This window comes from Micromonospora sp. WMMC415, from assembly GCF_009707425.1.
In the GTDB taxonomy this organism is placed as follows: Bacteria; Actinomycetota; Actinomycetes; order Mycobacteriales; family Micromonosporaceae; genus Micromonospora.
Genome location: NZ_CP046104.1, coordinates 3272411 through 3294994, shown reverse-complemented (window position 1 = coordinate 3294994; position 22584 = coordinate 3272411). Strand labels below are relative to the sequence as shown.

Here is a 22584-nt window from a genome sequence, read left to right as displayed (position 1 = left end):
CGGGCGCGGGGGCCGGGTCCTGCCCGACGGCCGGTTCGTCATCGCCGCGCCGGCAAACCGCCTGTTCGACCGCGAACCACCCGCGAGCAGACGTACGTTTCTTCTCTGGATCTACGGTGCGCGGGGGTGGTGCGGTGGGCGAGCCACGGGAGGCTTTCGTCGAATTGCAGGACCGGCTGCGCCGGCCGGGTACGGCGATGTTGGATCGGCTTCGGCGCGCCCAGGCCGAGGACGGGCGGGTCGATGCCGAGGATCTGGCGCGGGCGGCAGGCGAGTTCGGCTGGCCGGTGGCGGCCGTGACCGGCTCGGCGACCTACTACGCGGACTTCGCGGAGGGTCGCCGTGGCGGGCGGCACGTGCGGGTGTGCGAGGGCACCTCCTGCTTCGTGAGCGGCCAGGGCGAGCACACCGCTCGGCTGGAGCGGGCGCTGGGCGTGCGGCTGGGCGAGCGTGCCGCGGACGGGTCGGTATCGCTGCAAGGGGTGCGCTGTCTCGGGTACTGCTACGACTCGCCCGCCGCACTCGACGGGGAGCTACCCGCCAGCGGGGAGACTCTGGGTGGGCTGTTCGGTGACCCCTTGGCCGCACAGCGGCGGACGCGGCCCGGTTGGGTCGAGCCGGCGAAGATGCGGGCGGCGGAGATCCCGTACGCGAGCGCGGTCGATCGGCCGGTGGTGCTGGCCGGGTTGCTCGGTGGCGAGCAGCCGTGGACGGTGTGGCCCAGCGTGGTGGCGACCGGATCACCGGAGCGGGTGACCGCCGAGGTCGCCGCCTCGGGCTTGCGTGGGCGGGGCGGGGCCGGTTTCCCGGTGGCGGAGAAGTGGTCGATGGCCGCCGGCGAGCCCGCGCCCCGGTACGTGGTGGGCAACGGCGACGAGGGTGATCCCGGCTCGTACGGGGATCGGCTGCTGATGGAACAGGATCCGCATCGCGTCCTGGAGGGCCTGGCGCTGGCCGGTTTCGCGGTGGGCGCGCGGCACGGGCTGATCCTCGTCCGCTCGGAGTACCCGGTGGCCGCCGATCGGCTGCGTGCCGCGGTGGCGCAGGCGCGGGAGGCCGGCCACCTGGGCGAGCGGGTGCACGGCTCGCCCGTCGACTTCGACGTGGAGATCGTGGTGGGCGCCGGCTCGTACGTGGCCGGGGAGGAGACGGCGCTGCTGCACGCCCTGGCCGGGCTGCGGGCGGCCGTGCGGGCGCGCCCCCCGTACCCGACCAGCCACGGCTTCCTCGGACGGCCGACAGCGGTGAACAACGTGGAGACCCTGGCGGCCGTACCGTGGATCGTCCGGCATGGTGGGGCGGCCTACGCCCGGCTGGGCCACCCGGACGAGCCCGGCACCAAGCTGGTCTGCCTGAGCCAACGGTTCCGCCGGCCGGGCGTGTACGAGGTGGAGTTCGGCGTGCCGCTGCGCCACCTCGTGACCGATCTCGGCGGCGGCCTGCGCGAGCCGTACCAGCTACGCGCGGTGCAGGTCGGCGGCCCGCTCGGCGGCTTCCTCACCCCCGACCAGCTCGACCTGCCGCTGCTGACCGAGCCGCTTGCGACGGCCGGGGCCGCGATGGGCCACGCCAGCCTCGTCGCGGTCGACTCGACCGTACCGGCCGCCGCGATCCTGCGGCACGCGTGGGCGTTCGGGGCGGCGGAGAGCTGCGGCGCCTGCACCCCCTGCCGGGTGGGCACCCGCCGGGGCATGGAACTGGTCGAGCGGCTCGGCGAACCTGAGCAGGCCGGGGCGGTGCTCGCCGACCACGAACCACTGCTCGACGTGCTGACGGTGGCGAGCCTGTGCGCGTTCGGGCGTGGGGTGGCCTGCGCGGTGCGCAGCCTGCTGCGGGTGTACTCCGACGAGCTGCGCCGAGCGGCCCCCACCGGCGGCGGGGGCGGATAGATGCGGTTGTCCGTCGACACCATCGGCGTCGAGGTGGGCGCGGGGGCCACCGTGCTGGACGCCGTGCGGGCGGCCGGGGCCGTGGTGCCGACCCTCTGCTACGACGAGCGGCTCACCCCGCAGGGGTCGTGCCGGGTCTGCCTGGTCGCGGTCCAGGGGCGGGCGGTGCCGGCCTGCACCACCCCCGCCGCCGACGGGATGGAGATACAGACCGGCGGTGAAGTCGCCCGCAGGCCGGCGCGGCTCGCCCTGGAACTCCTCGTCTCCCAGCTGCCCGCGCGGGCGCTGGACATCCCTGCCGAGCGCAGCGAACTGGTGCGCGCCTGCCACCATTTCGGCCTGACCGCAAGCCGCTTCGACGGTGCGACCCGCAACGCGGGCGTCGACCATTCCCACCCGTACGTCAAACTCGACCGGGACCTGTGCATCGCCTGCAACCGGTGCGTACGCATGTGCGCCGAGGTGCAGGGCACGTTCGCGCTCTCCCTGGCCGGTCGTGGGTTCGACACCGTCGTCGTCGCCGGCACCGGCGGGCCGTGGGTCTCGTCCCCCTGCGTGGCCTGCGGTGGCTGCGTCGACACCTGCCCGAGCGGGGCGCTGTCCGAGCCGGGGCTGTCCGACCCGCGTCCGATCAGCCGGACGACCACCACCACCTGCGGGTACTGCGGCGTGGGCTGCACCCTGCGGGTGCACGTACGCGACGATGCCGTCGCGGCGATCACCCCCGTGCACGACGCCCCGGTCAACCGTGGCCACGCCTGCGTCAAGGGCCGCTTCGCCCACGCCTTCATCCGGTCCCGGGAGCGGCTGACCACCCCACTGGTCCGCGACGGCGGTCGTGACTCGCCGTTGCGGCCCGCGTCCTGGCGGGAGGCTCTCACCGTCGCGGCGACCCGGCTGGCCGCCATCCGCGACCGCCACGGGCCCGACGCCATCGGCATGATCTCCTCCGCACGGGCGACCAACGAGGAGAACTACCTCGCCCAGAAGTTCGCCCGCGTCGTGCTCGGCACCAACAACATCGACAACTGCTCCCGGCTGTGCCACGCCCCGTCCGCGGTCGGGCTCACCGCGTCGTTCGGCCACGCCGGGGGCACCAACTCCGTCGACGACCTCGACCACACCGACTGCATCCTGATCGCCGGCGCGAACCCGACCGAGGCCCACCCGGTCATCGGCGCCCGGCTCAAACAGCTGGTGCTGCGCGGTGCCCGGCTCGTCGTCATCGATCCCCGCCGCATCGACCTCGCCGAGATGGCCGACGTGCACGTCCAGGCCGGACCGGGATCCAATGTCGCCGTCTTCAACGGCATCGCCCGAGTGCTGCTCGACGAGGGATACGCCGACCGGGAATTCCTCCGCACCCGGGCCAGCGGGCTCGCCGAACTCACCGCGCTGCTGGCCGACTATCCGCCCGACCACGCGGCACGGCTCGCCGGCGTCGCGCCCGGGACGCTGATCGAGGCGGCCCGCCTCTACGGGGCCGCGCGCCGCCCGGCGATCCTCTACGGCCTCGGCATCACCGAACACGCCCACGGCACCGACGGTGTACGCACCCTGGCGAACCTCGCCATCCTCAAAGGCGCGGTCGGAACCCCCGGCTGCTGCGGCGTGCTGTCCATGCGAGGACAGAACAACGTGCAAGGCGCCTCGGACATGGGTGCCCTGCCGGACATGCTGCCCGGCTACCAACGCCTCACCGACTCCGGCGTCCGCGCCCGGTTCGACCGAGCCTGGCACGCGGAGGTACCCGCACGGCCCGGCCTGCGCATCCTGGACATGTTCGCCTCCGCGATCGCCGGCCACGTGCGCGCGATGTACGTCATCGGCGAGGACATCGCCCAGACCGACCCGGACAGCGGCAACGTGCGCCGGGCACTGGCCGCCTGCGACCTCGTCATCAACCACGACGTGTTCCTGTCCACCACCGCCGAACACGCCGACGTGGTGTTCCCCGCCGTGCCCTTCCTCGAGAAGGACGGCACCTTCGTCAACTTCGACCGCCGCGTCCAGCGGGTCCGCCCGGCGCTGGACCCGCCCGGACAGGCCCGCAGCGACTTCGACATCCTGCACCTGCTCGCCGCCGCCATGGGTGCCGACCTCGGTTGCCCCACTCCCGCCGACGCGATGGCCGAATGCGCCGCACTGACCCCCACCTTCTCCGGCATCTCGCACACCCGGCTCGACCGCGACGGGCCGCTGCACTGGCCCTGCCGCAGCCCGGACGAACCCGGCGAAGGTCGCCTCTACCTCGACTCGTTCGCCACCCCCGACGGCCGGGCCGCACTCGCGGCCCGGCCGCACCTGCCGCCCGGCGAGCAACCCGACGCCACCTTCCCGTACGTTCTGATCACCGGCCGCCGACTGGAGCACTACAACAGCGGATCGATGAGCCGCCGAACCCCCAACCGCCAGCTCCGCCCCCGCGAAGTGCTCGACCTGCACCCGGACGACGCCGCGCGGCTCGACCTGGCCGACGGCGACCTCGTCGACGTGACCAGCCGCCGGGCAACCGTCACCTACCCCGTCCACCTGACCGACACCGTCGCCCCCGGGCAGATGTTCACCACCTTCACCTTCCCCGACATCCGTACCAACGCCCTGACCTCCGACGCCACCGACGCGGAGACCGGCTGCCCCGAGTACAAGGTGACCGCCGTCTCCCTGAGCCCGGTCAGAGCCGGACGCCGAGTCGAGAGCCTCGCGGTCGTGCCCGGCCGCCCCGGCTGATCCCGGACGAGGCCGGCGGCGAACGCTGCTGCCCGGGTCGCCGGATCTCGGCGGGCGCGGCCGGGTGCCCGGTGCCAGTTCATACCCGGCGTACCCGCGCAGGTCCGCGTCCGGCCGGTTACGAACCCCTGTCGGGATGGTGATCGAAGTCGTTGACCGGGGCGTGTTGACTTGGGTGACGTAGTGGCGAGCTGATCGACCTGGCGAAGGGTGGTTCCCGTGACCGACCGTATCGAGCGATCGGATGCCGCGCCGCCGGCCGTCGACGTCGCGGTCGCCGCCGCCCGGGTCGCGGTCGCCCGCCTCGCCCCCGAGGAACTGGCCGTCTTCGACGAGCTCGCCGCTGAATGGCGGAGACGGCCCGAGCGGGTCCGCTGGTCCGCGCCGGGACGGTCGGTCGGCTTCGGCGTCGAGACGGTCCTCGTCACCGAGGTCGCCCTTCAGGCCGCCGGGCAGGCCGTCGCCGAGGTACTCGTCCTCGGCGGGGCCCTGCTGGGCCGACGTTGGTGGCGGCGCCGGCAGAGCGAGCCACCGGTGGTGGTCGGGGTCGTCGAGCCTGGCGAGGGGGGAAAGCCGCCGCGGTTGGCGCTCACCGCTGAGCAGGCCCGCCGGCTGCGGTACGCGTGCCGTCAGCACGCCACCGCGCTGGGCCTCGACGCCGCGCGGGCGCGGGTCCTCGCCGACGCCGTGGTGGGTGCCCTGCATCTCGACTCCGAAGCCACGTGACAGCGCCGTCGACGCAGCGATCCGCGCCGGCGCCGCTCACCTGGCTGTACGTGCTCGTCGCCGCGCTGACCGCCAGCTTCGGTGCGATGGTGGGCGACCTGGTGTTCCACGCCTACCGGCCGCTGGCGGCCGGGTACGCGGTGGCCCTGACCGGGTGCGATCGGGCCTTCCCCGGCTACCCGTTCACCGGGCCGGACCATGACCTCGCGACGGTGAACGCCTTCCTTGGTTGTATGCGCGAACCGACACAGCTGCGCGGCTGGACCATGCTCGCCGGCGCCGCGCTGCTGGTGGCCGGCCTCGCCGTACTCCTGGTGCTGGTGCCGCTGGTCGATGCCACCCGGCTGCGGCGGCACCGGCTCGCCCTGCCGGCCGCGCAGGAGCGTTTCGCCGTGCTCTGCGCCGAGGCCGGGCTGACCGGCCGGCGCGCGCCTCAGCTGATGGTGGCCGGTCCGCCGGTGCGTGAGGCGTTCACCACCGCCCGGCCTGGAGGGCGGCCGTTGGTCGTGCTGCCGGCGGCGGTCGCGGCAGCACACGCCGATCCGGCCCGCTTCGACCCGGTCGTCCGGCACGAGCTGGCACACGTCCGGGCGCGTGACGTGGCCTGGGTGTCGACCATGCGTGGGCTGCCGTGGGTGGTTCTTCCGGCGGTGCTGGCGGTGGCGGCCCTGCGCCCCCGGGACAACTGGCCGGCCGTTACGCCGGCGCTGGTCCGCTCGGCGATCCTGGTCGCGGCGATCGCGCTGCTCGCGGCGGCGCTGCTGCGGCTGCGCGAGCACGCCGCCGACCGGCTCGTCGCCGACGATGGCGGCCCGGACCCGCTCGCCGCCCTGCTGGCCCAGGCACCGGCCGGCACGGGACGGGCCGGGCCGCGTCGTCTGCTGCGCCGCGCCCTGGGCCGCCATCCGGATCCCACGGCGCGGATCGCGGCTCTGTCGGCACCGGCGGCCACCTTCGATGGCGGCTTCACCCACGCCCTCGTCACGGCCGTCGTCACCGTGACCGCGATGGGCGCCGCGAACGGCGTCGCCCACGCCCTGGACGCGACCCGTGACGCATCGGGGCCGCCGGCCGTCGTTGCCGGGCTGCTGTTCGGTCTCGGCCTCACCCCGGCGTTGTTCCGCCGCGCAACCGCCAACCGCGGCGCCGACGGTGCCGGGGTCTGGTGGCGGCCGGTGGCGGGGGCGGCGGCCGGCTTCGTCGCCGGGGCGTTCCTGCTGCCGGTCACCTCGGGGATCGACGCGGTCGCCTTCCCCGGAGGCACCACCGACCCCGGGTCCGCGCTGAGCAACGCCGCCGTGACCGCCGTGGCGGGCACCTCGCTCACCGTGCTCTGTGTCCTCGTCGCGCGGCTGCTCGCCGACGCGGCCCCGTCGCCCGACGTGCGCGACCGCACGTGGCGGGCGGTGAGTTACCTCGCTGTGGGCGCCGTCGTGGCCCCCGCCGTCTGGGCGGTACCGGTCGCCTCGCAGGCCGTCCGTTCCCCGCGCGGCTACGTCCACGACTGGTTCGTCTTCTTCGCGCCGACGGTGTGGTGGTCGCTGTCGGCGCTCGTACCGCTGGCCCTCGCCGTGCTGCTCCGTCGCAGGGCGGGGCGGGGGTGGTGGCGGGTGCCCGCACTGGCCGCCGCCGGTGCCACGCTTGCCGCCGCCGCGGTGGCGGCGGTGCACGCCGCCCGGCATCCGGCTCGCACCGTCGCCGAGTTGATGGCGGTGCTGCAGGACGGGCAGTGGGCGGCGGCACTGGCCGGCTGGGCGGTCCTGGTGGCCCTCGGTGTCCGGCGTCGACGGCACGCCGTTTCGACCGCGATCGTCGCCGCCTGGACGACGACGGCGGCGGTCGGCGTCGCGCTGCACGTCCAGTCGTTGGTCGCCGGCTTGCCGCCGAACCTGTGGCGGTTCCGGATGCACGCCGTCGCCCCGCTGGTGTGGCTGCTGTACCTGACAGTGCTCACCGTCCCGGCACTCGCGGCGGTGGCTGCCGTCCGGAGCCGGAAGCCCCGGACCGCGTCCCGGACGCCACCCCCGCCGCCGCCGCCGGCGGCGGCGCGGTCGGTGCCGGCGGAGGTCTCTGGCGGAGGTACCGATCCGGTGCACGCCGCACGAAGGTGGGCAGCGCCGCTCGGCGCCTCCGGCGTCGCGCTCGCCCTGGCCCTGCTGGCGAGCGGGCCCGCCGCCGCGCTGCTACGCGCTCCCGGCACCGCCAGGTACGCCGCCGCAGCCGCCGTCACCGGATCGCCGTCCCCGACCGCCCGCCCACCCGCACCGCCGCCCCCGCGACCCGGCCACGCCGCCGACCCGGGCCGGTTACTGACGAAGACGGAGGCCGAGACGGCGGCCCGAGCGGTCAAACCGGCCCTGCCGGCTCACTGGCTGTCGAAACCGTGGAGCAAGGCGCCGGAGAACCCCATCACCCCCGACACCTGCCTACCGTTCGTCCGCGACCGGTTCCTGGACCCGCTCACGCCACACGAACGGGTCGACACGACGCTCCGCTACGAGACCCGACCCGGCCCGGTGCCGCTGGCCTCCACCACCCTCGAAGTCGGGGTCACCTCGTACGCCGACCGGGTCCCCGCGACGGTGCTCACACAGGCCGAGGCCGAACGCGCTGCGTGCCGCCGCTTCGTCACCCGCGGAGAACCACCCATCACCGTCGACGTGGTGCCAGGGGCCGCGCCCGGCCTGGGCGAACAGTCCTGGCGGGTCGACCTGCGGATGTCCGCCGCCGGTTCCGGGATGACGCTGACCGGGACCTCCGCCTACATCCTGATCCGCATCGGACACAACCTGGTCAGCGTGCAGATGACCGCCGTCATGGAACCGCTGGACGACAACCTGCTCCGCCAGGCGGTGACCCGCACCGTGGCCGCCCTGTCGGCGCCGCTCACCGCTGCCCCGGCCGCCACGCCGGCCCGACAGCTCCCGGGCCCGTCCGCACCGTCGCGCCTGCCGCGCTGACGCGCATCCCGTTCGCTGGCCGGCACAGCAGCATCGACCTCAGGTCAGCCGGTGCGAACGAGCAACGGGCGCGCTGGCGGGGCCGCCGCCGTTCCCCACCCGAGGGGGAAGCCGACGGAAACGTTGGCGGCATCCCGTGGAAGCTGTCTAGGGTCAGGGCGACAGCGGCACCAGCGGCACGGGACACGACCCATGGATGCGTTCCTCGAGGCGGTGTGGGACACCAGCACCGTGACCGGTCGCCTGGTGACCACCCTGGTGATGATCGTGGCGGCGGCGCTGTTCGCGATCATCGCAGGGCGCCTGTCCACCCGCCGGGTGGACGACACGCACACCCGCTACTACCTCCGCAAGGCGGTGCACTACGTCACCGTCGCGGTGCTGCTGATCGGTCTGGCCATTCTCTGGCGGCCCTTCGCCGGTCGGATCGGCGTCGTCGTCGGGCTGATCGCCGCGGGCCTGGCCCTGGCCATGCAGGAGGTCATCGGTGCCTTCGCCGGCTGGATCAGCATCCTCACCGGTCGTCAGTTCCGGGTCGGCGACCGGATCCAGATGTGCGGCGTCCGCGGCGACGTTCTCGACATCACACCGCTGCGTACCCGGATCCTGGAGAGCGGGTCGTCCACCGACCCGGAGTCGTGGATCCGTGGACGGCAGTACACCGGGCGGGTGGTGTCGCTGTCCAACCGGTTCGTGTTCACCGCACCCGTCTACAACAGCAGCACGGTGCTCGACCATCTCTGGGAGGAACTCACCCTGCCCATCCGGTACGACGCCGACTGGCACCTGGCCGAACGCATCCTATGGGAGGAGGCGGAGTCGATCTCCTCCACGGCGGAGGCTCGGCGCGCGATAGCTCAGATGCGACACCGCTACCCGGTCGCCGAGGCCGAGGTCGATGCCCGGGTCTTCATCCGCGCCACACCGAACTGGGTGGAACTGACCGCCCGCTTCGTGGTGCCGGTACGCGCCGCCCGTCAGGTCAAGGATCAGGTCACCCGCCGCGTCCTGGACCGCCTCGCCGAGCACGGTCTGCGCGTGGCCTCGGTCACCCAGGACATCACCGTCCGCACGCCATCGACGACGGCCGACGCGGCCATGCAGGCTGAGCGATGACCGCCTCGCCCGGTGGAAGTGTCCCCACCCACGTCCGGCCGACCTCCCCCCGCCGACGACTGGTCCGCGGATGCGGTTCCGCCGGACAGAATCGGGTACGCCCGCAGGATGGCAGGAGAACCCAGCCCGGAGCATGTGTACGTCCGGGCCCGGTCGGAGGGCGAGCGCCGGCTGTCGATGAGCGCCCTGGAACAGGCGTCCACGGGGTTCATCGCGGGGGTCACCATCGTGTTCGGGATCGTCGCGCTGGGCGTCGCCCGCGAACTGGCGGCGCCCGATTTCGCCTCCGGGGTGGGGCACCTGGTCGGCGCGCTGGCGTTCGGCATCGGTCTGGTCTTCGTGGTCGTCGGCCGCACCGAACTGTTCACCGAGAACTTCTTCGACCCCGTGGCCGCGGCGGTGGCCCGCCGGCGGATCCCGGCCGTCTGGCAGCTCGCGCGGCTGTGGATCCTGGTGCTCGTCCTCAACTTCGTCGGCGGCGCGGTCATGGCGGCCGTGTTCACCGTCGAGGGAACCCTGCCGTCCCGCGCCCATCACACCCTCGCCCTCGTCGCGGAGGAGATCGCCGCGAAGGGAGGCCTTGGGACCTTCACCCGGGGCATCGCCGCCGGAACCCTGCTGACCCTGCTGTCGTACCTGCTGCACGCCGTCGGCTCCGCCGGTAGCCGCATCGTCCTGGCGTACGTGGTCGGCTTCTTCCTCGCCCTCGGTCCGTTCGACCACGTCGTGGTCTCCGGCCTGCACCTGTTGTTCGGCATCTGGCTCGGCGCCCACGTGTCCTACGCCGACCTGGGGCTCAACGTCGTCCTCTCGGGTGCCGGAAACCTGCTGGGCGGCCTGCTGCTGATGACCCTGACCCACGCTGTGCAGGTCAGGTCCAGCGCCTGAGCCGACCGGCCGGACTGTCCGACCCGGCGACCTCGGCACCTGTGACCCGGGCCGGCTCGGCCTTGCACCGAGCCGGCCCGGGTCAGCCGATCATGGTCGCGGGCTGCGCCGACGCCCGGTCGGCCCTGGGCGCCGTTGCTAGCGTTGCAGCGTCAGCAGACCCGGTCGGTACGGCAGGAGGCCGTAGTCGCCGCCGGAGTTGGGGGAACGGCCCTGGTAGAGCAACTGCAGATTGCAGGGATCGACAGTCATGGTCTGATCGGCGTTGGCCCGGATCAGCTCGCCGTGGCTGATGTCGTTGGTCCAGGTGGCGCCACTGTTGGCTCTGCCGGCGAACGGGTTGCTCTCGGTTGCGGCCTGCGGTGTCCACGAACTGCCCAGGCTGGTGGCGGTGAACGAGCGGAAGTAGCGGCCCTGTGCGCCGATCGCCTCGACGAGCATGAGGTATCGGTTCTGGCCCTGGAGCTTGTAGACCTGAACCGCTTCGAACAGGTTGTTCGTGGAGTCGCTCATGATCACCGTCGAGGTGGAGCCGAAACTGCCCGGGAAGTTGCCGATGGGCATACTGGCCCGGTAGATCCTGCCGTTGTCCCCGGCGAAGAACAGGTACATGTTCGTGTCGTCACCGATGAGTGCCTGGTCGATGGGTCCGGTCGAGGAGTTGGAGATGCTGCCGGAGAAGAGTGTCTGCGGCGCCGACCAGCTGTTCACGTTGGTCGGGTCGGTCGACGTGCGGTAGGAGAACGCCGGGCCACCCCACTGGTAGGCCAGCACCCAGACGTTTCTCGGGGCGAAGTGGAACAGGGTCGGCGCGACAGCCGCGAACGGCATGGGGTTCTGGCTCGCCGAGGCCATGTCCGACCAGTTCGTGAAGAGACCGAAGTTCATCGAGCCCCACGTCGTGCCCGTGTCATGCGTCGTGGCGTAGACGAGATGCCGGCCGTTGTAGGGGGCGTGGGTGAAGTCCTTGAGCGAGACCCACCCCGACCTCGGGTTCGCCAGCACACCTGTCGACGTCCAGCGGTACGTCGACGGAAGCGCGCACGTGCCGGGCGGCGGCGTCGTAGGGGTGCCCCCGCCGTCGACGCGGACGAGTTGCCACTGCTGGTTGGCGCCGTTCCAGTCGTCGTACTGCACGATGTTCCCACCGTCGGCGGTCGAGGCACCCTGCACCTCCACCACCTTGTTGCTGTGCCGGCTGATCAGACGGACATGGCCACCATCGGAGTCGGCCAACCGGAACTGCTGGTTGGTCCCGTTGTGATCGGTCCACTGCACGATGCCGGCGCCGTTGGCGGTCGACCAGTTGTAGACGTCCAGCACCTTGCCGGACAGCCGCGACCTCAGCCGGTAGTAGCCACCGCCCGAGTCCACGAACTGCCACTGCTGCTGGTTGCCGTTGTTCCGCGCCCACTGCACGATCCGAGCACCGTCATTCGTGGCCAGGTTGTACACGTCCAACGCCTTGCCACTGTTGCGGTTGATCAACACGTACCAGGCGGTCGGGTCGACTGTCGCCGCGGCGGCGGGTGTCGACACCACCGCCGCGGCGGTGACACCGACCACGACCGCCGTCACACCGGCGGCTACGACCCGAGGCAGCCAGCCCCGCCGAGACGGCGGCGCAAGTGATGGAGACCTACCAAAGGCAAACATGATCCTCCTCCAGTGCTGAACCCAACGGTTTTCGACGATGGGCGCACCGTGCGGCGCGTGGTGCGCCCGCCTCGAGAAGCGTTAGCGCTAACAATGCGTCCGCACACCCTTGGGGTACGCCTGATCCGAACCCTCCGACGAAAGCGCTGCCCGGTGAGCCGCAGACGTCGTCGCCCTTAACTATCGACTGTGAGCGATAACACGCGGCTAGTCAAGCTGCCGTCTTCTGAGTTTCACCGGGGCGGTGCCGCCTCTACCCCGATCGAGCAGCCCACCGGATTCCAGGATGGGCCGGTGGCCCCCGGAGACGGGCCCGGCGACCGGTTCAGCGGCGCGGTGGGGCGCCGACGCTGCGGCGAGGGATCAGGGTCGGTGCAATGGTGTGCCGCCCGGGGCCGGTGCTGTTCGTCTCGATCTGGGCGAGCAGCAGGTCCAGACTCGCCTGGGCGACCGCGGCGAAGTCGGGTCGCACGGTGGTCAGCGGCGGGATGAAGTACGCTGCCTCCGGCACGTCGTCGAAACCGACCACGCTGATGTCGTCGGGCACCCGCCGACCGTGCTCGTGCAGAGCGCGCAGCACACCGAGCGCCAGGTGGTCGTTGGCCGTGAAGATCGCGGTGACCTCCGGCATCCGGACCAGCATCTGCCCGCACCGGTAGCCGGCCGCCGCGGACCAGTCCGCCGGCACCAGCGGTGGGATCTCGGCACCGGCCGCCTGCAACGCCTCCCGCCATCCCTCGATCCGCCCGGCGCTGTCGAACCAGTCCGGCGGCCCCGACACGTGCCATACCGTGCGGTGCCCGGCGTCGAGTAGGTGCTGGGTGGCCGCGCGGGCGCCGGCCACCTGGTCGACCGTCACCAGCGGCACCGGCCGGCGCGGGTCACCGTCCACCGTGACCAGCGGAACGTCCTTGGGTAGGCGTTCCAGAGCCTCCCCCGCCGACTCGACCGGCGCGATCACCACGATGCCGGCGACCCGGTGAGCCAGGTGCCGCTCCACCGCCGCCGAGATCGACTGATGATCCAGGTCGCGGACGCTGCCGACACTGACGGCGAAGCCGGCCTCCGCGGCCTCCTGCTCAAGGGCGGCCAGCAGGGACGCCGGGCCGTAGAGGGTGGTGTTCTGCGCGACCACGCCGATCACCTGCGACCGGCCGGTCACCAGCGCGCGGGCCGCCCGGTTCGGCCGGTAGCCGAGTTCGGCGATCGCCGCCTGGACCCGTAGCCGGGTCTGCTCGCGTACGTTGGGGTGCCCGTTCAGCACCCGAGACACGGTCTGGTGGGAGACGCCGGCGAGGCGAGCCACGTCCGTCATCGCAGGACCGCGCACGGCCACCTCCCTCTCCCGCCTCGCCCTCGACGACCGCGCCGCCCGGTCGGCGGAAGCCCCCTGGAGGGACGAATCGTTCGGGCAGCCGCCACCGCGGTGTTTCCGAGCGGCCGGTGCCGGATCGCCGCCAGTCTACGCCAGTTGTCATGACGCCCACGGCGCGGCAGAGCTCCCGGTCGAGTGTTCCCGCCGGAATGGCGATGAATTGGCGGACACCATTCTTTTCCGCGGGACTGGCGGCACCGCACAAGCGGCCACCACCTCTTTCCGGCCTGCGAGTGAGAGGTCCGTTCCCGCGCCGCGGGCGGGAACGGGAACGGCATTGCCGGCCGGTGCGTTCACCGGGACGAAAGCGCGTCAAATGGTTCTCGCAATCCCGCCTCGGGGAGAATTTCCGGCCGTGACGTCAACCGGTACCAACCACTACGCGAATCCACGAACTGTCACTGCCGCCGGTTCCCGTCGTTACCCGACCACTGGTTCAGAAGCCCCGGGCGAGCCGGTAGTACGCCTGGTTCCACCGCAGTTCGTCGGCGAAGCGGCTCGGGTCGGTGTCGGCGTCGATGACCACCAGCTCGGTACGGGAAATCTCGGCCAGGTCGCGCAGTTCCTCCACACCGACCGCCTGTGAGAGCACCGTGTGGTGGGGAGCGCCGGCGGTGATCCACGCCTCCGCCGAGCCGGGCAGGTGTGGACGGGGCCGCCAGACCGCCCGGGCCACCGGCAGCCGGCGCAGCGGGTGCGGCGGTGGCACGACGTCGACGACGTTGGCCACCAGCCGGAACCGCTCCCCCATGTCCGCCATGCCCAGCACCACGGCCGGACCCGGCGCGGCGTCGAAGACCAGCCGCACCGGGTCTTCCCGGCTTCCGATGCTCAGCGGGTGGATCTCCACGTTCGGCACACCGGCGGCGATGCTCGGGCACACCTCGAGCATGTGCGCGCCGAGGACGAGTTCCTGACCCGGGGTGAGGTCGTAGGTGTAGTCCTCCATGAAGGAGGTGCCACCGTCGACGCCGACCGCCATCGCCTTGAGCATCCGGACCAGGACGGAGGTCTTCCAGTCACCCTCGCCGCCGAAGCCGTATCCGTCGGCCATCAGGCGCTGCACGGCGATCCCCGGAAGCTGCCGCAGGCCACCGAGGTCCTCGAAGTTGGTGGTGAACGCCCGGAAGCCGCCGTCGTCCAGGAACGTGCGCAGGCCGACCTCCAGGCGCGCGGCGTACCGCAGGGAGGCGTGCCGCCGGCCGCCGGGCCGCAGCTGCGGGTCGACCCGGTAGGTGTCGTCGTACTCCTTGACCAGGTCGTCCACCTGCGCCTCGGCGACCTGGTCGACCACGGCGACGAGGTCGTTGACGCCGTAGGTGTTGACCGACACGCCGAAGCGCAGCTCAGCCTCGACCTTGTCGCCGTCGGTCACGGCGACGTCGCGCATGTTGTCGCCGAACCGGGCGAGCCGCAGCGATCGCACGGCCGACCAGCCGATGGCGGCGCGGGCCCAGGCGCCGACGCGTCCGACGACCCGAGGGTCGGTGACGTGGCCGGCGACGGTCTTGCGGGCGACACCGAGCCGGGTCTGGATGTACCCGAACTCGCGGTCGCCGTGGGCGGCCTGGTTCAGGTTCATGAAATCCATGTCGATCTCGTCCCACGGCAGCAGGACGTTGGCCTGGGTGTGGAGGTGCAGCAGTGGTGTCTGCAGCGCGTCCAGCCCCGCGATCCACATCTTCGCCGGGGAGAAGGTGTGCATCCAGGCGATCACCCCGACCGCTCCCCGCGCGGTCGCGTCCCGGCACGCCGTGAGGATGTCGGTGCTGGAGGTCAGGACCGGCTTCCAGACCACTCGGGCGGGGATGTCCGGTGACTCGTCCAGCCGCGCGGCGATCTGCCGGGACTGGTCGGCGACCTGCCGGAGGGTCTCCTCGCCGTACAGGCCCTGGCTGCCGGTGAGGAACCAGACCTCGGGCCGGGGGTGGCTTGCCATGTCGTTGCCTTCCGCGGTAGGGGCGGTCACTTGAAGCGGATGCCGATGAGGCGCTGGAGGAGGATGAAGGCGAAGAGCAGGCCGCCAATCACGATCTTGGTCCACCAGGAGTTGAGGCTGCCGTCGAACGTGATCAGGGTCTGGATGACGCCCAGCACCAGCACGCCGAGGACGGTGCCGAAGACGTAGCCGGATCCGCCGGTGAGGACCGTGCCGCCGATGACGACGGCCGCGATCACGTCGAGTTCCATGCCGATGGCGATCAGCGGCGCACCGGAGAGCGTGTAGAACGACAGCAGGATGCCGCCGATGGCCGAGCAGAGCCCGCTGACCGTGTAGACGGCGATCCGGGTACGGCCGACCGGCAGGCCCATCAGCAGCGCGGAGTGGGAGTTGCCGCCGATGGCGTACACGGTGCGGCCGAAGCGCGTGTACGCCAAGACGTACGCGGCGACGAGCACCACCGCGAACGCGATCAACACGCTGATCGACACGAAGTTCCCGGCGGGATTGCCGATGCGCTCCTGCGACATGGCCGTCCAGAAGCCGTCGGTGATGGGGATGGACGCGTCGCTGATGAACGTGCACATGCCCCGGGCGAAGAACATTCCCGCGAGGGTGACGATGAACGGCTGGATGTCGAAGAAGTGGATCGCACAGCCCATCAGGAGCCCGAGCGCCGGACCGATCAGCAGCGCGATGACGAGCACCAGGGCCGCGGGCAACCCGTCCTGGAGCAGGGCGGCCGACACCATCGCGGTCATGGCGGCCACCGAGCCGACGGACAGGTCGATGCCGCCGGTGAGGATCACGAAGGTCATACCGACCGCGACGACGAGCAGGAACCCGTTGTCGATGAAGACGTTGAAGACGACCTGGATGTTGGAGAAGGCCCGGTACTGGGACACGCCGATGCCGTACATGACCAGCAGCAGGGCGAGGGTGGCCAGGACCGGGACGTGCCGGCGGGGCAGGCTGGGCCGCCCGGTACGGCCGGTGGTCAGCGACGTGCTGCTCATGCCGGCACCTGCTCCTTCTCCCGTTGCGAGGCCGCGGGACCGGGTACGGCTCCGCCGTGGCGGCGGCGGAACCGGGCGCGGAACCCGGGGGACTGGATGAGGCAGACGGCGATGACGACGACCGCCTTGAACAGCAGGGACGTCTGCGGCGAGATGTCCATGGCGTACACCGTGGTGGTGAGGGTCTGGATGATCAGCGCGCCGAGGACCGTGCCGCTGAGGGAGAACCGCCCGCCGGCGAGGGAGGTGCCGCCGATGACCACCGCGAGGATCGCGTCGAGTTCGATCCAGAGGCCGGCGGCGTTGCCGTCCGCACTGGACACGTTCGCGGTGATCATGAAGCCGGCGAGCGCGGCGCAGGCGGCGCTGACCACGTACACCAGGAAGATGACGCGGCGCGAGCGGATGCCGGCCAGCCTGCTGGCCTCGGCGTTGCCGCCGACGGACTCGACGATCAGGCCGAGGGCGGTGCGGCGGGTGAACGCGGCGACGAGCAGCGCCGCCGCGAGTGCGATGAAGATCGCCAGCGGGAGTGTCAGGAAGTGTCCGAGCCCGATCGCCCGGTACGGACCGGAGTTGATCGTGATGATCTGCCCCTCGGTGGTCAACTGGGCGAGCCCTCGACCGGCCACCATCAGGATCAGCGTGGCGATGATGGGCTGGATGCCGATGACGGCGACCAGCACCCCGTTCCACATGCCGAGCACGAGCGCGGCCCCGAGGGCCAGGGCGAGCGCGGTGAAGACGGTGGAGAGGCTGTTCTGGTCGGGTGACCGGCTGATGTGCAGACATGCGATGGCGCCGCTGATGGCACAGAGCGAGCCGACGGACAGGTCGATCCCGCCGGTGGCGATGACGAGGGTCATGCCGAGAGCGACGAGGATCAACGGCGCGCTCAGCCGCAGGATGTCGATCGGTGTGCCGTAGAGATGCCCGTCCTTGACCTCGACGGCGAGGAACCCGGGCCGGTAGATCGTGTTGGCGACGATCATGAGGACGAGCACGAGGGCGGGCCAGAACAGCCGGTGGCCGGTGAGCGGGCGTACGCGGTCGGCGAGGAGTTTCACGGGTGCACCTCCGCACGGTGCGACCCGCCGGCGATGGTCTGCATGATCCGGTCGGCGTCGAGGGTCTCGTCGTTGGTGAGTTGGGCGACCATCGTCCGGTCACGCATGACGGCCACCCGGTGGCTCAGGCGCAGCACCTCCTCCAGCTCGGCGGAGATGAACAGCACCGCCATCCCCCCGTCGGAGAGTTCCACCACCAGCTTCTGGATCTCGGCCTTCGCGCCGACGTCGATGCCGCGGGTGGGCTCATCGAGGACGAGCAGGCGCGGTTCGGTGATGAGCCAGCGGGCCAGGAGCACCTTCTGCTGGTTACCGCCGGAGAGGTTGCGCACCGGCAGGTCCGGGTTCGGCGGCCGGATGCTGAGCGCCTCGACGTACCGCTCGACCAGCTCGTCCTGCCGGCGGCGGGGAATGGGCCGCAGCCAACCGCGCGCGGCCTGCATCGCGAGGATCATGTTCTCGCGGACCGACAGCTCGGGGATGATGCCCTCCGCGCGGCGGTTCTCCGAGCAGAAGCCGACCCCGCGGTCGATCGCCGCGCCCGGACTACGCAACGACACCTTGTCGCCGTCCACCGCGACCTGCCCGTGGTCGGCACGGTCGGCGCCGAAGAGCAGCCGCGCCACCTCGGTGCGACCGGACCCGAGCAGGCCGGCCAGGCCGACCACCTCACCGGCCTGGATGCGCAGGCTGAACGGGGCGACCGCGCCCTTGCGGCCCAGCTCCGCGGCGTCGATCAGCGGGCTGTCGTCGGATTGGACGGCCGTGGTACGTCGCTGCTGCTCGTCGAGGCGCTCCAGGACGTCGAGCTCCTTGCCGATCATCTTCTCGACCAGGCTGAACTGCGGCAGCTCCCCGGTCCGGTACTCCCCCACCCGGGCGCCGTTGCGCAGCACGGTGATGCGGTCGGCGATGGCGTACACCTGGTCGAGGAAGTGGGTGACGAACAGGATCGCGATGCCCTCGTCCCGGAGCTGTCGCATGATCCGGAACAGTTGCGCGACTTCGCCGGCGTCCAGGCTGGAGGTCGGCTCATCGAGGATCAGCACCCGGGCCCGCACGTCGATCGCCCGGGCGATGGCCACCATCTGCTGCACGGCCAGCGAGTACGTGCCCAGCTGCGCGGTGACGTCCAGGTCGAGATCGAGCCGGGCCAGGAGTTCCCGCGCCCGCCGGCGCATCTCACCCCACCGGACGGCGCCCAGGCGACGCGGCTCCCGGCCGATGAAGATGTTCTCCGCCACCGACAGGTTGGTGCAGAGATTGACTTCCTGGTAGACGGTGCTGACGCCGGCTGCGGCGGCCTGCATCGGCCCGTTGAAGGCGACCTGTTCACCGGCGAGGGTGATGGTGCCCTCGTCGATGCCGTGGACGCCGGTCAACACTTTGATCAGTGTCGACTTGCCGGCGCCGTTCTCGCCCATCAGGGCGTGGACCTCGCCGGGAAACAGCCGGAAGTCGACGTCGTGGAGTGCGCGGACCCCGGGGAAGATCTTGCTGATCCCGGTCATGGTCAGGACCGGACGGCTACCCGTCATCCCATCGGACCTTCTCTGGACGGTGTCGGTACGGAAGCGAGCGACGGGCCGGGGCCGCCGTCCGGTGCGACGGCGGCCCGGCGTCGGGTCAGTACTTGCGGTTGGGCAGCGCCTCCTTGGCCTGCTCCTGCGTGAAGGTGGTTTCCTCGGTCTCGATCCGCGGCGGCACCTCCTCGCCCGCGTGGACCTTCTTCACCAGGTCCATCAGCTGTGGGCCGAGCAGCGGGCTGCACTCCGCGATGAAGTTGAACCTGCCGTCCGCGAGGGCCTGCATGCCGTCCTTCACCGCGTCGATGGTGATGATGACGATGTCCTTGCCGGGCGTCTTGCCGGCCGCGGTGATCGCCTCGAGCGCCCCCAGGCCCATGTCGTCGTTGTGCGCGAAGAGCACGTCGATGTCCGGGTTGGCCTTGAGGAACTGCTCCATGACCTGCTTGCCGCCGGCGCGGGTGAAGTCACCCGACTGGGAAGCGATGATCTTGAGGTTCGGGTTGGCGGCGATGGCCTCGGCGAAGCCCTTCTTGCGGTCGTTCGCCGGCGCCGATCCGGTGGTGCCCTGCAACTCGACGATGTTCACCGGTCCGGTGGCGTTCTTGGTGTTCTCCACCAGCCACTCCCCGGACAGCCGGCCCTCCTTGATGAAGTCCGAGCCGAGGAAGGTCTTGTAGAGCGTCTTGTCCGCCGAGTCCACGGCCCGGTCGGTGAGGATCACCGGGATACCCGCGTCCTTGGCCTCCTTGAGGACGGTGTCCCACCCGGACTCCACCACCGGCGAGAAGGCGATCACGTCGACCTTCTGCTGGATGAAGTTGCGGATCGCCTTGATCTGGTTCTCCTGCTTCTGCTGGGCGTCGTCGAACTTCAGCTCGATCCCCGCCTCGGTGGCGGCGTCCTTGATCGAGGTGGTGTTCGCCGTCCGCCAGCCGCTCTCCGCGCCGACCTGGGAGAAGCCCAGAACGATCTTCCCGTCGCCGCCGTCTCCGCCGCCGCCGGTGTCGCTGTTTCCGCACGCCGCCACGCTGCCCGCGAGCAGTACGGCGGCGAGTACCGCGATGGTGGTGCGTGCCGTTCTCCTGGTTCTCATCGGTTCTCCTCGGGGTTGGGTAGCCCGGTTCGCGCCGCCTGAGTCCGGCGACTCCGGTGTGGTGGGGGTTGGTGCGAGAAGGGATCGCGCCGGACGAGTGGTGCGGGTCAGGGTGTTCGTGGACGGCCGGTCACCCGGTCGTCGGCTGGCGCTGGCCGTAGACGGTCTGGTACCGGTGGTGAAGCGAGTCGATGTCGGCCTGCGCGATCGGCAACGGCTGCCCGAGCGCGCGGGCCAGGTGTGCGGTGCGGGCGACGTCCTCGCACATCACCGCTGCCTTGACCGCCGCGCGGGCGTCCCTGCCGATCGTGAAGACCCCGTGGTTGCGCATGAGCACCGCGGACGAGCGGTGCCCGGACAGGGTGCTGACGATCCCCTTGCCGATGTCGTCCCCGCCGATCAAGGCGAACGGCCCGACCGGGATCTCCCCGCCGAACTCGTCGGCCTGAGCGGTCAGGAAGCACGGGATCGCCTCGCCCCGGGCCGCCCAGGCGGTGGCGTAACCGCTGTGCGTGTGGACGACGCCGCCGACCTCGGGCATCGCCCGGTAGACGTAGGCGTGGGCGGCGTTGTCGCTGGACGGGGAGCCGGCCCCGTCGACGACGTTTCCGTTGAGGTCGCAGACCACCATGCTGTCCGCCGTGAGATCGTCGTAGTGGACGCCGCTGGGCTTGATGACCATCAGGTTCTGGTCGGGGACCCGGGCCGAGACGTTGCCGGCGGTCCATGCCACCAGGTCGTACCGGGTGAGTTCGCCGTGCAGGCGGGCAACGGTGTCCCGCAGCTCGGCCACCTGTCGAGCCACGTCGCCGTTCATCCGACCACCTCCAGAACCGGGTCGGCCTGCGCCGCGGCCGCGTCGAGGGCCGCGTTCCGGATCGTCCGCAGGCGGAGCATGACGTCGTTGCCGCCACGACCGAAGTGGTCGTGCAGGGCGCGGTACTCGGCGTAGAGGGCGTCGTACGCCCGCACGTTGCCCGGATCCGGTCGGTAGACCGCCTCGTGGACCCGGCCCATCGCCGCCGACGCCTCGTGGATCGACGGGTACGCCCCGGCGGCGACCGCCGCGTGGATCGCCGAACCGAGTGCCGGGCCCTGGGCCGAGCCGATGATGCTCAATGGGCGGTCGGTGACGTCGGCGTAGATCTGCATCAACAGTGAGTTCGAGGTGAGACCGCCGGCCACGACCAGGTCGGTGACCGGCACCCCGGCGTCGACGAACGCCTCGACGATCATCCGGGTGCCGAACGCGGTGGACTCCAACAGTGCCCGGTAGACGTCCTGCGGCCGGGTCGCCAGCGTCATCCCGACGATCAGCCCGCTCAGGTCGTGGTTGACCAGCAGCGAACGGTTGCCGTTCCACCAGTCCAGCGCCACCAGGCCGTGCGCGCCGACCGGTTGGGCGGCGGCCAGCTCGGTCAACCGTTCGTGCGAGTCCGTCCCGGCCGGGGCCGCGTGCGCGACGAACCAGCCGAAGATGTCGCCGACGCCGCTCTGCCCGGCCTCGTAGCCCCAGGCGCCGGGGCTGATGCCGCCGTCGACGACACCGCACATTCCGGGCACCTCGGCGGGATGGGTGCCGTTGAGGACGTGGCAGGTGGAGGTGCCCATGATGGCCACCAGCCGGCCGGGCTCCAGGGCCTGGGCGGAGGCGGCCGTGACGTGCGCGTCGACGTTGCCGACCGCGACCGCGATACCCTCCGGCAGGCCGGTCCAGGCGGCAGCCCGGGCGCTGAGGCCGCCGGCGCGGGCGCCCAGGGGTAGCAGCGGACCGTCCAGCTTGGTCACGAAATCGGCGAAGCCCGGGTTGAGCGCCCTCAGGTAGTCCCCCGACGGGTACCGGCCGTCCTGCCGGATGCCCTTGTAGCCGGCCGTGCAGACGTTCCGGGTTTCGGTGCCGCACAGCTGCCACACGATCCAGTCGGCCGCCTCGATGAAGCGCTCGGCGCGCCGGTAGGTCTCCGGGTCCTCCTCAAGGATCTGCAGGCCCTTGGCGAACTGCCACTCGGCGGAGATCCTGCCGCCGTAGCGGCCGATCCACCCCTCGCGCCGCTCGTGCGCCAGCATGTTGATCCGGTCGGCGTGCGGCTGCGCGGCGTGGTGCTTCCACAGCTTCGCCCAGGCGTGCGGCCGGTGGCGCAGTTCCGGGATCTCGCACAGCGGGGTGCCGTCGGCAAGGGTGGGCAGGACGGTGCAGGCGGTGAAGTCGGTACCGATGCCGATCACCTGAGACGGTGCGACGCCGGCGGCGGCCAGCGCGGCGGGGACGGCGTGGCGCAGCACGGCCCGGTAGTCCTCCGGGTCCTGCAGCGCCCAGTCCGGGGGCAGCGCCGGCCCCTCGTCGGGGAGCGCGGACTCGATCACGCCGTGGCGGTACTCGTGCACCGCGGTTCCGACCTCCGCGCCGTCGCTGACCCGGACCACCAGGGCCCGCCCGGAGAGGGTGCCGTAGTCGACTCCGACCACGTACCGCGCGCCGGCACCGTCCACACTGCTCATGGCCCACCTCCGCACAACGACGGGCTTAGTGTTAACGCTCACATCGACGTCGTCAAGACACCTGCCGGCAACAGCTCCGTAACGGGAGGGAGCAGCCG

General features: G+C 71.6%; 15 protein-coding genes. 6 read left to right on the top strand and 9 right to left on the bottom strand.

The annotated features are described in order from the left end of the window. Positions 1-134: 134 nt before the first annotated feature. The 6 genes from GKC29_RS15655 to GKC29_RS15630 all read left to right on the top strand — a co-directional run bounded on the left by GKC29_RS15655 (position 135) and on the right by GKC29_RS15630 (position 10309). Positions 135-1889 carry an NAD(P)H-dependent oxidoreductase subunit E gene (locus GKC29_RS15655; RefSeq protein WP_230688630.1) on the top strand — a complete coding sequence of 585 codons (1755 nt, stop codon included), beginning with the start codon at positions 135-137 and terminating at the stop codon, positions 1887-1889. Beyond that, on the top strand, positions 1890-4619 hold the full coding sequence (gene fdhF / locus GKC29_RS15650) for a formate dehydrogenase subunit alpha (protein WP_155331533.1): 2730 nt from the start codon (positions 1890-1892) through the stop codon (positions 4617-4619). 219 nt (positions 4620-4838) lie between these two features. Then, on the top strand, positions 4839-5345 hold the full coding sequence (locus GKC29_RS15645) for a hypothetical protein (RefSeq protein ID WP_155331532.1): 507 nt from the start codon (positions 4839-4841) through the stop codon (positions 5343-5345). Continuing rightward, a complete protein-coding gene (locus GKC29_RS30335; protein ID WP_155331531.1) occupies positions 5342-8305 on the top strand; it encodes a M48 family metalloprotease in 2964 nt (987 codons plus the stop codon). Before GKC29_RS15645 ends, GKC29_RS30335 begins: the two co-directional genes overlap by 4 nt. Positions 8306-8497: 192 nt before the next feature. Continuing rightward, positions 8498-9421 (top strand): mechanosensitive ion channel family protein, encoded by a 924-nt coding sequence (locus GKC29_RS15635; protein WP_155331530.1) that lies wholly within the window; start codon positions 8498-8500, stop codon positions 9419-9421. Positions 9422-9529: 108 nt separating this feature from the next. After that, entirely contained in the window at positions 9530-10309 is a 780-nt protein-coding gene (locus GKC29_RS15630) for a formate/nitrite transporter family protein (protein WP_155331529.1), read from the top strand. A 138-nt stretch (positions 10310-10447) separates the two neighbouring features. Here the strand turns inward: GKC29_RS15630 and GKC29_RS15625 are convergent, their stop codons facing one another. The 9 genes from GKC29_RS15625 to araB all read right to left on the bottom strand — a co-directional run bounded on the left by GKC29_RS15625 (position 10448) and on the right by araB (position 22486). Further along, entirely contained in the window at positions 10448-11965 is a 1518-nt protein-coding gene (locus GKC29_RS15625; protein WP_155331528.1) for a non-reducing end alpha-L-arabinofuranosidase family hydrolase, read from the bottom strand. Between the two features lie 325 nt (positions 11966-12290). Next, positions 12291-13280 (bottom strand): LacI family DNA-binding transcriptional regulator, encoded by a 990-nt coding sequence (locus GKC29_RS15620; protein ID WP_196255622.1) that lies wholly within the window; start codon positions 13278-13280, stop codon positions 12291-12293. Positions 13281-13776: 496 nt separating this feature from the next. Beyond that, a complete protein-coding gene (gene araA, locus GKC29_RS15615; protein WP_155331526.1) occupies positions 13777-15279 on the bottom strand; it encodes an L-arabinose isomerase in 1503 nt (500 codons plus the stop codon). Positions 15280-15305: 26 nt separating this feature from the next. Beyond that, on the bottom strand, positions 15306-16298 hold the full coding sequence (gene yjfF, locus GKC29_RS15610; protein ID WP_155331525.1) for a galactofuranose ABC transporter, permease protein YjfF: 993 nt from the start codon (positions 16296-16298) through the stop codon (positions 15306-15308). Further along, positions 16295-17365, bottom strand: a complete 1071-nt coding sequence (locus GKC29_RS15605; RefSeq protein ID WP_155331524.1) for an ABC transporter permease — start codon at positions 17363-17365, stop codon at positions 16295-16297. The genes yjfF and GKC29_RS15605 overlap by 4 nt, the downstream gene beginning before the upstream one ends. Beyond that, the gene (locus GKC29_RS15600) at positions 17362-18903 is read right to left on the bottom strand and encodes a sugar ABC transporter ATP-binding protein (protein ID WP_155331523.1); all 1542 of its coding nucleotides are present in this window, start codon (positions 18901-18903) and stop codon (positions 17362-17364) included. The genes GKC29_RS15605 and GKC29_RS15600 overlap by 4 nt, the downstream gene beginning before the upstream one ends. An 88-nt stretch (positions 18904-18991) precedes the next feature. Continuing rightward, entirely contained in the window at positions 18992-19987 is a 996-nt protein-coding gene (locus GKC29_RS15595; RefSeq protein WP_155331522.1) for an ABC transporter substrate-binding protein, read from the bottom strand. 130 nt (positions 19988-20117) lie between these two features. Continuing rightward, the gene (locus GKC29_RS15590; protein WP_155331521.1) at positions 20118-20804 is read right to left on the bottom strand and encodes an L-ribulose-5-phosphate 4-epimerase; all 687 of its coding nucleotides are present in this window, start codon (positions 20802-20804) and stop codon (positions 20118-20120) included. Continuing rightward, positions 20801-22486 carry a ribulokinase gene (gene araB / locus GKC29_RS15585; protein ID WP_155331520.1) on the bottom strand — a complete coding sequence of 562 codons (1686 nt, stop codon included), beginning with the start codon at positions 22484-22486 and terminating at the stop codon, positions 20801-20803. Before araB ends, GKC29_RS15590 begins: the two co-directional genes overlap by 4 nt. Positions 22487-22584: the final 98 nt, after the last annotated feature.

Bases quoted from the DNA above. Each gene is read 5' to 3' on its own strand.
- GKC29_RS15595 (WP_155331522.1), bottom strand. From the start codon at position 19,987: ATGAGAACCAGGAGAACGGCACGCACCACCATCGCGGTACTCGCCGCC.
- fdhF (WP_155331533.1), top strand. From the start codon at position 1,890: ATGCGGTTGTCCGTCGACACCATCGGCGTCGAGGTGGGCGCGGGGGCC.
- GKC29_RS15620 (WP_196255622.1), bottom strand. From the start codon at position 13,280: ATGACGGACGTGGCTCGCCTCGCCGGCGTCTCCCACCAGACCGTGTCT.
- GKC29_RS15625 (WP_155331528.1), bottom strand. From the start codon at position 11,965: ATGTTTGCCTTTGGTAGGTCTCCATCACTTGCGCCGCCGTCTCGGCGG.
- GKC29_RS15635 (WP_155331530.1), top strand. From the start codon at position 8,498: ATGGATGCGTTCCTCGAGGCGGTGTGGGACACCAGCACCGTGACCGGT.
- GKC29_RS15600 (WP_155331523.1), bottom strand. From the start codon at position 18,903: ATGACGGGTAGCCGTCCGGTCCTGACCATGACCGGGATCAGCAAGATC.
- GKC29_RS15590 (WP_155331521.1), bottom strand. From the start codon at position 20,804: ATGAACGGCGACGTGGCTCGACAGGTGGCCGAGCTGCGGGACACCGTT.
- yjfF (WP_155331525.1), bottom strand. From the start codon at position 16,298: ATGAGCAGCACGTCGCTGACCACCGGCCGTACCGGGCGGCCCAGCCTG.
- araA (WP_155331526.1), bottom strand. From the start codon at position 15,279: ATGGCAAGCCACCCCCGGCCCGAGGTCTGGTTCCTCACCGGCAGCCAG.
- araB (WP_155331520.1), bottom strand. From the start codon at position 22,486: ATGAGCAGTGTGGACGGTGCCGGCGCGCGGTACGTGGTCGGAGTCGAC.
- GKC29_RS15630 (WP_155331529.1), top strand. From the start codon at position 9,530: ATGGCAGGAGAACCCAGCCCGGAGCATGTGTACGTCCGGGCCCGGTCG.